We start from the raw sequence: 13186 nt of genomic DNA on the forward strand, positions 1-13186 counted from the left end.
GGCCACCAGAGGCGGCCCCATACGTTATGGAAAGCAATATTCCAGCGACGCAATGGCTTATTGCGCTGCGACGGGCTTGGTTTTGGCGTTGGTTAAGTAATCAATGACGCGCTGAAGGGCTTCAGGCGGCTCCTGACGTTTTACCTGGGTGTGAATTGAATATTTGGCACGGGTATCGGTAGAGCGTGTTTGCTCAGATTTATGTGACACCTTACCGGTCATTTTGGCGGAGAATACCCCCCAGCCGACGGAGGCTTCGACCGACGCTTCCGCTTCAGTACTGCTCGCGCTGGCTTCGCTTTGGCTCACTTCAAGCTCAAAATCGATAGTCCCTTCCTCGATACAGATGATCGGGTGGGCGATCGCGGCCAGCAGCGGAATGCTCATTTTGCGGGTAACGCTACCTTTGTTGACGCCTTGCTCATCAACCACGGTTTCGTCGTAATCAAACTCAATAGCGACCGCTTTACCGTCCTTAATACAGACGGAGAGCAGAAAATCGGTATAAGACTTACTGGCCTGTACCTGAGCCTTGATCATTGCCTGCAATGGCCCGCCAATCATATGTTCCAGCGGCAGAGCATTAATGACTGAACCAATAAATTGTGAATCCATAATGTGAACTCCTTGAATAAGTGATTGCGCGGTTGCGCAGGAGTTAAATTACGGCAGTGAAGGCGGAGGCAATATTGGGCAAATGACCCGTTTGCTCAACACAAAGAACCTATGCGATACGGGGGATGGTGAAGCGGTACAGACGATGTGATAAAAACCTCGATTTTGCGCTGTATTCCGGTTTATTGTTGAAATCCCTGCCTGTTAGATATTCGGAGAATCATCGCGTGTTCCAGAAAGTTGACGCCTACGCCGGCGACCCCATCCTCTCCTTAATGGAGCGTTTCAAAGAAGATTCGCGCAGCGATAAGGTCAATCTGAGCATTGGTCTTTATTACAATGAGGACGGCATTATTCCTCAGCTGCAGGCGGTTGCCGAGGCTGAAGCACGCCTGAATGCGGTGCCGCACGGCGCATCGCTCTATCTGCCGATGGAAGGCCTAAACACCTATCGCAACACCATTGCGCCACTGCTGTTTGGGGCCAGTCACCCGGTATTAACGCAAAAGCGCGTGGCGACCATTCAGACGCTGGGCGGCTCGGGTGCGTTGAAAGTGGGCGCTGACTTTTTGAAAAAGTATTTCCCCGATTCTGGCGTCTGGGTGAGCGACCCAACCTGGGAAAACCATGTTGCCATCTTTGAAGGCGCAGGATTTGTTGTCGGAACCTACCCATGGTTCGACAACGAAACGAATGGTGTGCGCGTTGAAGCGCTGCTGGAAAAACTCGCCACGCTGCCGGAACGCAGCATTGTGCTGCTACATCCGTGCTGCCATAACCCGACCGGCGCAGACCTGACAAACGCCCAGTGGGATGCGGTCATTGAAGTGCTGAAGGCACGTAATCTGATTCCTTTCCTCGATATTGCCTATCAGGGCTTTGGCGCAGGGATGGAAGATGATGCTTACGCCATTCGCGCGATTGCCAGCGCGGGTCTGCCAGCGCTGGTCAGCAACTCGTTCTCGAAAATCTTCTCTCTTTACGGCGAGCGTGTCGGCGGATTATCCGTGGTCTGCGAAGACGAAGAGTCCGCAGGGCGTGTATTGGGGCAGCTTAAAGCCACTGTTCGTCGCATCTATTCCAGTCCACCGGCTTTTGGCGCGCAGGTTGTGGCCACGGTTCTCGGCGATGAGCAACTGAAAGTGACCTGGCTTGCCGAAGTTGAAGCGATGCGCAAACGCATTCTGACCATGCGTCAGGCGCTGGTTAACGCCCTGAAAAGTGCGCTGCCGGAGCATAATTTTGATTATCTGCTTAAGCAGCGCGGAATGTTCAGCTACACCGGACTGAGTGCGCAGCAGGTGGATCGCCTGCGTGAAGAGTTTGGTGTCTATCTGATTGCCAGCGGCCGTATGTGCGTCGCGGGTTTGAATAGCCATAATGTACAGCGCGTGGCCCAGGCCTTTGCTGCTGTAATGTAAGTGCTCACTTACGATATCCCCCTCTCTTTGTGGGAGGGGGATATCGACAATTAATAATAGTGATACGTTAGTTTTTCTCTTCAGGGACCGTCTGTTCCTGGTTATGCATGCCAATCCGGCATGTTGTACCCGTGCGAAAGATATTCCATAGAACCCATGTTATGCGCTTTTATTATTCTTTATTCGCGCTGAATAAGCGGCTAATGAGTCTGGTGAGCAGAGTTGAGATCAGTGTATTTGCTAAAAAGTAAATCACTGATATCAAAAGGTCGCGTAGTTCTTTTTGACTGGTCATCACTTCGGGGCTGAGTGTATTACTCAGACTCCAGTACCCTGTGTAGTAAAGAATGTTTTCCACACTATTTTTGATTAGCATGACCAAATTACTCATGCTGAAGATGACAAATATGACCTGGAAAAGGGCCAGATAGGTAATGCCCGTCATGACTGTATTTCGCGACCATGTTCGTGTCAGTTTCAGAATTAGCAGATAAATCAGGATAACGACTGCCAGGGCGATCGTTGTGTCGATGCTGATACCGATAACCCGCTGGAGATCGCTCCGTTCGTATCCACTCCATGCGTAGTGACTGAAATCCAGATCCAGCAACGCAAGAATAAACACCAGAATGAAGCCAAGGGGGGCCAGACATATCCGTGTCACCACCGGGACATAGCGTTTTAGTGACTTACGCACGTCGCATACCGATGACGTTGATTTCACCATACGCTTTCAGTTTACTATTGGGTATGGATTGCATTGAAGTATCCTGTAACGCATGACGAACGTTATCAAAATCAGCCTGGCAATAGAACGTCACGCAGCCGTCAGAGACTCCTGTTCCATCTGGACGCAAAGGATGAAGTCTAAAACTTCCTCGTTGTACACCATCAACAAAAGTTTGATCATTAATCTTACCATCTTGCCTGTAGAGAGCGAACCATTGCCAGTAGCGGTTTCCAGTCGTTATCCACTTTTCGGCCATTCTCTCAATAGAGCCGATTCCGCCCATTGGTCTGTCCACTATCCAGTATTTCCCAAGCGGAATGGGGCCGTTTTTACGGCCTGAGAATTCAGGAGTATTTACGAATGCCCCTAGTCCTGAAAATACGGGAAAACTCCCGACGCCAGCACAGCGAAGCTTTAATCTATTATCCGCCGTTTTCTCGTTATAGTTAAGTTCACAGTAAATCATAAAATGTATCCTTACGTTTAAATGCGCAAATCCCTGTTAATCGCCTGGAGGTTTATCGTTTGTAAATATTCGTTCATGCTAGCGTCGAAAATAACTATTGGTAAGATTTTAATTGTTACGAAATCTATGATTTTAGACTTGTTGAAGTCGGGGGGAGGATTAACCTATTATAAAAAATTATAATTGAGACTAAATATATTTATAAACGAGTAGGGCATTGATTATTTACAGCAGACATGAATAAATTGACAGGGTTAAAGTGAGTTGCAGGTTACGGGATAAGTATTTCGCCCTATGATTTCAAGACTGATGTGTTGCGTAGCCTTTCATACCTCTCTTTCCCTCTCTGTGATATCCCTCGTTTTATTAAGGTTTATACGAAAAATTCCCTTTCCTTCACCTGGCTCAGGGGGTAAGGTCTGATAGATTTTTGACCATTTGCTCAACTCAAAATGATAAAAAACTGAATATTCAGGGGAATACATGCGCAAAATCACACTGGCGCTCAGCGCCGCCTGCTTATTGTTTTCACTTAATAGTGCAGTTGGCGCACGGGCCTCAGCGCCAACGCCGCTTTACACCGGAACCACCGCCGCCATTCTGGCTGAACAAGCCCCCATTCACTGGGTCTCCGTCGCGCAAATTGAAAACAGCCTGATGGGCCGTGCGCCAATGGCCGTGGGTTTCGACATTGACGATACCGTCCTTTTCTCCAGTCCGGGCTTCTGGCGCGGTAAAAAAACGTTCTCGCCAGAGAGCGAGGAGTATCTGAAAAACCCCGAGTTTTGGGAGAAAATGAACAACGGCTGGGATGAGTTCAGTATCCCGAAAGAGGTGGCTCGCTCACTGATTGCGATGCACGTTAAACGCGGCGACAGTATCTATTTCGTCACTGGCCGTAGCCAGACCAAAACGGAAACCGTCACCACAACCCTGCAGGGTGATTTCTCGATTCCTGCCGCCAATATGAATCCGGTGATTTTTGCGGGCGACAAAGAGGGGCAAAACACCAAAACCCAATGGCTGGAACAGAAAAATATCAAAATTTTCTATGGTGACTCGGATAACGACATCTCTGCTGCGCGTGATGTCGGTGCTCGCGGCATCCGCGTTCTGCGCGCCTCCAACTCAACGTATCGCCCGCTGCCGATGGCCGGATCGTTCGGTGAAGAGGTGATTGTTAATTCTGAATACTGACATGTGATGATTTTTTGAACAAATCAGGCCTGCCCGGGTTTACCTTTTGTCGTCTTGCTGCACACTTAAAGGGGCAGGTCCTCAGGTCGCACACAACCCACTCACAGGGGAGCAAAGATGACAATTTCGGAGATACTGCAGTACTGCATGAACAAAACCGGCGCGGAACAGAGCGTTCACAGCGACTGGAAAGCCACGCAAATTAAAGTGGCGGACGTTTTGTTTGCGATGGTAAAAGAGGCGGAAGGGCGTCCCGCGGCATCGTTAAAAACCAGCCCGGAGTTAGCCGATCTGTTGCGCCAGCAGCACAGCGATGTGCGGCCAAGTCAGCATCTGAATAAAGCGCACTGGAGTACCGTTTATCTCGATGGTTCACTGCCGGATTCGCAGATTTACTATTTAGTCGATGCCTCTTATCAACAGGCAATTGAACTGCTGCCGGATGATACCCGACAGCAGCTCTCCGTCTGATGATTACAGCAGAGGTTTGAGGAAGCGTGCAGTGTGCGAGGCTTCGCACTCTGCCACCGTCTCAGGCGTACCGGAGACAAGGATTTCACCCCCGCCGCTGCCGCCTTCCGGACCGAGATCCACAATCCAGTCTGCGGTTTTGATAACATCCAGATTGTGCTCAATCACCACAATGGTGTTGCCCTGATCGCGCAACTGATGCAGCACTTCAAGCAGCTGCTGGATATCGGCAAAGTGCAGGCCGGTGGTCGGTTCGTCCAGAATATACAGCGTCTGACCCGTTCCGCGTTTCGACAGCTCACGCGCCAGCTTCACACGCTGCGCTTCACCCCCCGACAGCGTTGTCGCGGATTGCCCAAGACGAATGTAGGTCAACCCCACGTCCATCAGCGTTTGCAGCTTACGCGCCAGCGCAGGCACGGCATCGAAGAATTCACGCGCCTCTTCAATGGTCATATCCAGCACTTCGTGGATAGTCTTGCCTTTGTATTTAATCTCCAGCGTTTCGCGGTTATAGCGCTTGCCTTTGCACTGATCGCACGGCACGTAGATATCCGGCAGGAAGTGCATCTCGACTTTGATCACCCCGTCACCCTGACAGGCCTCACAGCGGCCACCGCGCACGTTAAAGCTGAAACGTCCTGGCGTATACCCGCGCGAGCGTGATTCAGGAACACCGGCAAACAGTTCACGAACCGGCGTAAAGACGCCAGTATAAGTCGCCGGGTTCGAGCGCGGAGTACGGCCAATCGGGCTCTGGTCGATATCAATAACTTTATCGAAATGTTCCAGACCCTGAATGTCACGGTAGGGCGCCGGTTCAGCAAGCGTTGCGCCGTTCAACTGGGTCTGCGCAATCGGGAACAAGGTATCGTTAATCAGGGTCGATTTACCGGAACCCGACACCCCGGTGACACAGGTGAACAGCCCGACGGGCAGCGTCAGCGTCACGTCTTTCAGGTTGTTACCGCGCGCCCCAGAAAGTTTCAGCACTTTCTCTGGATTCGCGGCCACGCGCTGTTTCGGCACCTCAATTTTGCGTTTACCGCTCATGAACTGGCCGGTCAGCGATTCAGGTACGGCCATGATGTCATCCAGCGTCCCTTCTGCCACCACCTGGCCGCCATGCACGCCAGCACCTGGACCGATGTCGATCACGTGGTCAGCGGCGCGGATCGCGTCTTCGTCGTGCTCGACCACAATCACCGTGTTACCCAAATTACGCAGATGGATCAGCGTACCGAGCAGACGCTCGTTATCGCGCTGGTGCAGGCCGATGGACGGCTCATCCAGCACGTACATTACGCCGACTAAGCCCGCGCCAATCTGGCTTGCCAGACGGATACGCTGCGCCTCGCCGCCGGAAAGTGTTTCCGCTGAGCGAGAAAGTGACAGATAGTTCAGGCCGACGTTCACGAGGAACTTCAGGCGATCGCCGATCTCTTTCAGCACTTTTTCGGCGATTTGCGCGCGTTGCCCGGACAGCTTCAGATTGGTGAAGAAGTCCATCGCATGACCGATGCTCATATCAGAGATGGTCGGCAGCGCGGTGTTCTCAACGAACACATGGCGGGCCTCGCGACGCAGACGCGTACCTTCACAGGTGGTGCAGGAGCGGTTGCTGATAAACTTCGCCAGCTCCTCGCGTACTGCGCTGGATTCGGTCTCTTTGTAGCGTCGCTCCATATTATGCAGCACGCCTTCGAACGGGTGGCGGCGTACTGAGGTATCGCCGCGATCGTTCATGTATTTGAATTCGATATTCTCTTTACCGGAACCCGACAGCACGACTTTATGAACATTAGGGCTTAAGCTCGCCCACGGCGCTTCAACGTCGAATTTGTAGTGCTCGGCCAGCGATTTCAACATCTGGAAATAGTAGAAATTGCGTCGGTCCCAGCCGCGAATCGCCCCGCCCGCCAGAGAAAGTTCCGGATTTTGAATAATACGATCCGGATCGAAATACTGCTGTACGCCCAGGCCGTCGCAGGTTGGACATGCGCCTGCCGGGTTGTTGAACGAAAACAGACGCGGCTCCAGCTCGCGCATGCTGTAGCCGCAAACAGGGCAGGCAAAGTTCGCAGAAAACAGCAGTTCTTCGGCTTTTGGATCGTCCATATCGGCAACGATGGCGGAACCACCGGAGAGATCCAGTGCGGTTTCAAACGATTCGGCCAGACGCTGCGTCAGATCTTCACGCACTTTAAAGCGGTCAATGACCACTTCGATGGTGTGCTTCTTTTGCAGCTCCAGTTTTGGCGGATCGGACAGATCGCACACTTCCCCGTCAATACGGGCGCGGATATACCCCTGGCTTGCCAGGTTCTCCAGCGTTTTGGTGTGTTCGCCTTTGCGCTCTTTGATGATGGGAGCCAACAGCATCAGGCGCTTGCCTTCGGGCTGCGCCAGCACGTTATCCACCATCTGACTGACGGTTTGCGCGGCCAGCGGGACGTCGTGGTCCGGGCAGCGAGGCTCACCCACGCGCGCAAACAACAGGCGCAGGTAGTCATGAATTTCGGTAATCGTCCCGACCGTTGAACGCGGGTTGTGTGAGGTCGACTTCTGCTCAATGGAAATAGCAGGCGATAACCCTTCAATATGGTCAACGTCTGGCTTTTCCATCAGCGACAGGAACTGACGCGCATAGGCAGACAGTGATTCAACGTAACGACGCTGTCCTTCGGCATACAAGGTGTCGAAAGCCAGTGATGATTTGCCAGACCCCGAAAGCCCGGTCACGACAATCAGTTTGTCGCGAGGGATTATCAGGTTGATATTCTTGAGATTATGGGTGCGGGCGCCCCGTACTTCGATCTTATCCATTCACCTTTCCCGGTAGAGACTCGGATGCCTGGTTTGTTTGAAGGACAAACGGCAGAAACGGCTAATTATGACACAATTCGACCTGTTTGAATATACAGTATTGGAATGCAAATTCTGATTTAGTGTGCAACAATGTTTAGTTCGGGAGAGTTCTGTGGAATCCGCGTCGCAGCTATCAAAATGCCACGTGGAAATGGTACACTCGCGCGTTTACACTATTAAGAAACGTATTCAGGAGACACGATCATGGCCAGCAGAGGCGTAAACAAGGTGATTCTCGTCGGTAATCTGGGCCAGGACCCGGAAGTACGCTACATGCCGAGTGGTGGCGCAGTTGCCAACATTACGCTGGCTACTTCCGAATCCTGGCGTGATAAAGCGACCGGTGAGATGAAAGAGCAGACTGAATGGCACCGCGTTGTGCTGTTCGGCAAACTGGCGGAAGTGGCCGGTGAGTATCTGCGTAAAGGTTCTCAGGTGTACATCGAAGGTCAGCTTCGTACCCGTAAATGGACCGACCAGGCCGGTGCAGAAAAATACACCACAGAAGTGGTGGTGAACGTGGGCGGCACCATGCAAATGCTGGGTGGCCGTCAGGGCGGTGGTGCTCCGGCAGGTGGCGGTCAGCAGCAGCAGGGTAGCTGGGGTCAGCCTCAGCAGCCTCAGGGCGGCAACCAGTTCAGCGGCGGCGCGCAGTCTCGTCCGCAGCAACAATCCGCTCCGGCACCGTCTAACGAACCGCCAATGGATTTCGACGACGATATCCCGTTCTAATCTGATCGGTGAGCTGTTACGTTCTGTTTGAATGAAAGCTTACATAAATTAACGGGTTAGATAGATATGGCCCTCTTGTATCTGAAAGGATAGAAGAGGGTTTTTTATTGTCCGCAAAATACTCACGGATCCAGAAGTGCAAAAAGTCAGATGCGCCTGTTTCTGCCCGGAGTTGCAATAAAAAAGCCTCCGCAAGGAGGCTCGTCATTCGCCGGCAGAGGCGACGATCACGTCATGACCACCGGCCAGTCTGGCGGGGTATGGCTCATGGCTTCGATCATCACCACTTTCATGTTGCTCCAGATGGTCGCCACGTCCACCATCGTGATGCCCAGCAGCCCCGTGGCGAACCAGCATGCGGCACCCAGCCCCAGGCAGGTGCTGATCACTGCCAGGCCAGCGTAGTCAGATTTACGAAATTGAATATTCAGCGTGCTGGCTAAAAACATCAGAACCGCACTAAACAACGGCCAGCGCAGAAGAACCATGCTGGTGGTAATGGTCGCCATAAAACCCATCCTCAAAAGCAGACGAACTACAATGAAACAGCGTTTCGCGTTACAAATTATGTGTGAACTATATCACACTTGCTCTTTTATTCACCAGTGCTGTTGCCGGGATAATGTGCGCTTTTTAACCTTTTGAAAGAAAGAAAATTGGAATGCAAAATATATCTTTGCAGGCTAAGGGAAGGTTTATTCTTTTCTTTATAAGGAATTCATTGAGATAGGAAATTCATTACAGATGGCAGGCGGTTGTACAATATTTACAGTATGAATACTATGGCTTATGCTTGAACGGACAATTAAATATACGCTCAGTTAATAACTCAGATTACTGATTTTATTATTTATTTTTTGTTTTTGTCACTTATTTTGCACACACGCATTCTCTTTTTTTACATATTTATGCGGTTCCCCTCTGCCGCTTTTGGATCACTTTTTCCGAATTCTGAGTTATTCGTTGCGCCCGTTTTTTTATCATTCAACGACCTGCGAATAAAATGATGAAAGAAACATGCCGTGAAATTATTGATGACAGCATGCTGGCTCTGCATGCTTTAGCAAAACTGATGCCGCGGTTAACCTCCCAGTGCTCGTTATCGGAGATGCTGGAAACCATCAACCGCACGCTGGGTTCTACGCTGGCCTGGATTAGCGTGGATGACGACAGGGGATATCCACGCGTCGTGTGCGCCGGAGAGGTGACGTGCCACGCCTTTGATGTGACGGATTTTCTGGCCAGCACTCTGCTGCAACGCCATCATCGCGCATGGCGCGCTATTTACTGGAAAGAAAATGTCGGCAAATCGCTATTCACTGCCCAACATCCCGGATATGGACAATTACAAAGCGGGGTTTTATGCAAACTCTCTTCCCACGACGGGAGTTGTAACGGCTATTTCTTTCTGGCGTTTACCCGGCGATTGCAGGCGTTGCCCGTGCTGAAAAATATCGTCGCGGTGCTGGTCGAAAAACTCAAAGAGTATTTTGCCGAAATGGTCTCCCGTGAGCGAACGGCAAAAGAGATGCAGCGAGTGGTCACACAATATAAGACTTTATTTGAACGCGCCCCGGTACTGATGACCTCTTTTGATAAAGGGAATCGTTGCGTGCTCTGGAATGTGGAGTGCGAAAAAGTTTTCGGCTGGAGTATGGCGGAAATTAATGCCCATGCCGATCCGCTGGCGGTGTTTTATCCCGACCCGGAAGAGCGACGGCGGGTCCGTAGCTCGTTTAATGTCTCGCCGCTGAAAGATATGTACGAGTGGCATCCTCTGCGAAAAGATGGCGCACAGCTCACGATCCTGTGGTCGAACATTCCGCTCCCGGATAACTCGATTCTGAACATTGGGCTGGATATCACCGAACGGAAAAAGGTCGAACAACAGCTGGCGCTGAAGGCCACGACTGACGATCTCACCGGATGCCTCAACCGCTCTGCCATTTTGCAGCAGCTCCAGACCGCTATGGCAGAGACCCAACGGCCAGATGCGGGCAACCGCTTTTGCGTGCTGATGTTTGACCTGGATTACTTTAAGCAAATTAACGATGAGTGGGGACATCAGGTCGGAGATTCTGCGCTGGTGCATTTTTGCGATCGTCTGCGCGAGATAAGCCCCGCGCATTCGGCTCTGGGCCGGGTGGGCGGTGAGGAGTTCCTGCTGCTGATGTCGCAGGCGGATAGTGAAGCGGCGGTGGTCCTTTCCGCCAGGTTGCGCGCCGCACTTATGGAAAGGCCGATGCAGATGGGGGATAAATCGCTGACGCTCTCCTTCAGTGCCGGGGTGGTTGAGGTGTGTTGCGATCAGAATGACAGCTCAGCGCTGCTCACTCGCGCCGATAAAGCCTTATATGATGCCAAACGTAGCGGAAGAGGGAAAACGGTGGTGTCTCGCGATTATCTATAAATCATCTGCGGGAACGCCGACTGGCAAATAGGCAGAAATTTCATGATGGCGTTGTGCTTTTTTCATGCTGTCATGAGTTTGGCTTAATCTATGATTCTCTGTTGTGTTATCTTAAAACGCCTGGTTAAGACTGGATAATTATTTTCCTTAATTAAAACGGAACGCATTCTTTTAGTTTGGCTTACGGGAAAATAATATCGGCATAACCAAATAACAGGTTTTTGATGATAAAAGTCAGTTGCTAACTTCGCATGATTCATGCAACGTAATCACCTGTTTATCAAAGCATCCGGCCTTCATTACTACAGGCACACAAAATGCAGGGATATGAGGCGGAAATGAATCGTAGCGCGCGGCGCAAGATGCTAAGGGTGGTAGGGATCATCATGGTAGTTTCACTACCGGTGATGCTTGCGCTATGGTTTGCCCAGCTAAGAGCCGTAACGGAAACAAGCAGTCAGCTACGAACCTTTGCGCAACTTGCTTTAGATAAAACTGAACTCGTCATTCATCAAGTTGATTTAGCCCGCGACGCGGCCAACAAATATCAGGGTGAATTGTGTACGCCGTCCCATCGACAATATATGTTGAACGTGGTGCGCGGTCGCCTGTATGTCGCTGATTTAATTTACGCCGAAGGTCAGCAGTTTTTGTGTTCTACGGTCACGACGCCCAACCAGCCCTACGTTATCGCTGCCCCCAATTATCAACGTAAGCCCGACGTCTCTATCTATTATTTCCGCGATACGCCCTTTTTCGCTGGTTATAAAATGACATATATGCAGCGCGGGAATTATGTGGTGGTGGTTAATCCGCTCTCGTACAGTGAAGTCATGTCGGCAGATCATTCGCTGGAATGGGGAGTATATGACACGGTCACCAACGCATTCTTTTCGGTCAGTCCCCAGTCCAATATTCCCTTATTACACACGCTGGTGGGAAAAGCCGATCAGCCATTTCAAAAAGATGACCGTTTTTACACCATTGTCCAATCTACGAAACGTCCTATAGCGGCTATTGTTTCAACATCGAACGCCCGGTTTTATGAAATTCTTTATCATCAGGCGACGCTAACGCTACCGCTGGGAATGATTTGCAGCATTATTATATTGCTGGTTTGGTCGCGTACTCATCGCGAATTTAATTCCCCCGGACGTTTATTGCATCGTGCACTGAATAAACGACAGCTGTGCGTTCATTATCAACCGATTATTGATATTAAAAACAATCGCTGCGTTGGCGCTGAAGCTCTGCTTCGATGGCCAGGATTTAATGGGCAAGTGATGAGTCCCGCCGAGTTTATTCCGCTGGCGGAAAAAGAGGGGATGATCGAGCGAATCACCGATTATGTCGTCGAAGAGGTCTTTAACGATCTCGGGCATTTTTTGGGGGACAATCCGGACCTGTATATTTCCATCAATCTGTCGGCGTCTGATTTCCACTCTTCCCGTCTGATTGCCCTTATCTCTGATAAAGCCCACCAGCACAACGTTCGGGCGCAGCAGATTAAAATCGAAGTGACGGAGCGCGGCTTCATTGATGTACCGAAAACCACGCCAGTGATTCAGGCCTTCCGCCAGGCGGGCTACGAAGTGGCTATCGACGATTTTGGCACCGGTTATTCAAACCTGCATAACCTCTATTCGCTCAACGTGGATATCCTCAAAATCGACAAATCCTTTATTGACACCCTGACGACCAATAGCACCAGCCATCTGATCGCCGAACACATCATTGAGATGGCCCAAAGCCTGCGCCTGAAAACCATTGCCGAAGGCGTGGAGACGGCGGAACAGGTGACATGGCTATTGAAGCGCGGCGTGCAATATTGTCAGGGCTGGCACTTTGCGAAAGCGATGCCACCGCAGGAATTTATGACCTGGCAGCAGCAACCGGTTCCGGTGTTGATCCCCCGCACAAGCTAATTGAGCTGGTGGCGATAATCGCTGGGAGTGCGATCAAATTCGCGACGAAACACCCGGGAGAAAGTCTGCTGGGAGACATACCCCAAATCCATCGCGATATCAAAAATAGGACGCCTGGTGGTGCGCAATGCCTGGGCGGCCAGCAGCAAACGGCGCTGGCGAATGTAATCCCCCAGGGTCTGATGCATCACAGTGCGGAACATTCTCTGCAGATACCATTTCGAATAACCGGACTTTTTGGCGACAACGTCAATGTTTAACGGTTGGTCGATATGTTCATCAATCCATTCAATAAGTGTCTGAATAATTTGCTGATGTGACATAAGGTTGCCCTCTTTTAATACAGCTTTC

General features: G+C 51.0%; 12 protein-coding genes. 6 read left to right on the forward strand and 6 right to left on the reverse strand.

The window, feature by feature from the left end:
* Positions 1-57: 57 nt before the first annotated feature.
* Positions 58-615 (reverse strand): DUF2589 domain-containing protein, encoded by a 558-nt coding sequence (locus SOM82_RS01250; protein ID WP_154126848.1) that lies wholly within the window; start codon positions 613-615, stop codon positions 58-60.
* Positions 616-842: 227 nt separating this feature from the next.
* Between SOM82_RS01250 and tyrB the strand changes: the two genes are divergently transcribed.
* A complete protein-coding gene (gene tyrB / locus SOM82_RS01255; protein WP_320461240.1) occupies positions 843-2036 on the forward strand; it encodes an aromatic amino acid transaminase in 1194 nt (397 codons plus the stop codon).
* Positions 2037-2208: 172 nt separating this feature from the next.
* Here tyrB and SOM82_RS01260 read toward each other — a convergent pair whose 3' ends face one another.
* Positions 2209-2733 (reverse strand): hypothetical protein, encoded by a 525-nt coding sequence (locus SOM82_RS01260; protein WP_501083541.1) that lies wholly within the window; start codon positions 2731-2733, stop codon positions 2209-2211.
* Positions 2726-3232 carry a DUF2778 domain-containing protein gene (locus SOM82_RS01265; protein WP_320461242.1) on the reverse strand — a complete coding sequence of 169 codons (507 nt, stop codon included), beginning with the start codon at positions 3230-3232 and terminating at the stop codon, positions 2726-2728. Before SOM82_RS01265 ends, SOM82_RS01260 begins: the two co-directional genes overlap by 8 nt.
* Before the next feature lie 483 nt (positions 3233-3715).
* Here SOM82_RS01265 and aphA point away from each other — a divergent pair, with 483 nt between their 5' ends.
* Both aphA and SOM82_RS01275 read left to right on the forward strand, forming a co-directional pair.
* On the forward strand, positions 3716-4429 hold the full coding sequence (gene aphA / locus SOM82_RS01270; RefSeq protein WP_320461243.1) for an acid phosphatase AphA: 714 nt from the start codon (positions 3716-3718) through the stop codon (positions 4427-4429).
* Positions 4430-4546: 117 nt separating this feature from the next.
* Positions 4547-4900 carry an MmcQ/YjbR family DNA-binding protein gene (locus SOM82_RS01275; RefSeq protein ID WP_320461244.1) on the forward strand — a complete coding sequence of 118 codons (354 nt, stop codon included), beginning with the start codon at positions 4547-4549 and terminating at the stop codon, positions 4898-4900.
* A 3-nt stretch (positions 4901-4903) separates the two neighbouring features.
* Here the strand turns inward: SOM82_RS01275 and uvrA are convergent, their stop codons facing one another.
* The gene (uvrA, locus tag SOM82_RS01280) at positions 4904-7726 is read right to left on the reverse strand and encodes an excinuclease ABC subunit UvrA (RefSeq protein WP_154126851.1); all 2823 of its coding nucleotides are present in this window, start codon (positions 7724-7726) and stop codon (positions 4904-4906) included.
* A 246-nt stretch (positions 7727-7972) separates the two neighbouring features.
* Here uvrA and ssb1 point away from each other — a divergent pair, with 246 nt between their 5' ends.
* The gene (ssb1, locus tag SOM82_RS01285; RefSeq protein WP_014168221.1) at positions 7973-8500 is read left to right on the forward strand and encodes a single-stranded DNA-binding protein SSB1; all 528 of its coding nucleotides are present in this window, start codon (positions 7973-7975) and stop codon (positions 8498-8500) included.
* Between the two features lie 227 nt (positions 8501-8727).
* On the opposite strand, the gene SOM82_RS01290 is transcribed toward ssb1, so the two are convergent.
* Positions 8728-9009, reverse strand: coding sequence for a YjcB family protein (locus SOM82_RS01290; RefSeq protein ID WP_154126852.1), 282 nt, complete (start codon positions 9007-9009; stop codon positions 8728-8730).
* Between the two features lie 497 nt (positions 9010-9506).
* Here SOM82_RS01290 and SOM82_RS01295 point away from each other — a divergent pair, with 497 nt between their 5' ends.
* The gene (locus tag SOM82_RS01295; RefSeq protein ID WP_320461279.1) at positions 9507-10910 is read left to right on the forward strand and encodes a sensor domain-containing diguanylate cyclase; all 1404 of its coding nucleotides are present in this window, start codon (positions 9507-9509) and stop codon (positions 10908-10910) included.
* Between the two features lie 338 nt (positions 10911-11248).
* Entirely contained in the window at positions 11249-12835 is a 1587-nt protein-coding gene (gene pdeC, locus SOM82_RS01300; RefSeq protein WP_320461280.1) for a cyclic di-3',5'-guanosine monophosphate phosphodiesterase PdeC, read from the forward strand.
* Here the strand turns inward: pdeC and soxS are convergent.
* The gene (gene soxS, locus SOM82_RS01305) at positions 12832-13158 is read right to left on the reverse strand and encodes a superoxide response transcriptional regulator SoxS (RefSeq protein WP_154126853.1); all 327 of its coding nucleotides are present in this window, start codon (positions 13156-13158) and stop codon (positions 12832-12834) included. The two genes, pdeC and soxS, sit on opposite strands and share 4 nt — an antisense overlap.
* Positions 13159-13186: the final 28 nt, after the last annotated feature.

Source organism: Lelliottia sp. CFBP8978, from assembly GCF_034046055.2.
Taxonomy (GTDB): domain Bacteria; phylum Pseudomonadota; class Gammaproteobacteria; order Enterobacterales; family Enterobacteriaceae; genus Enterobacter.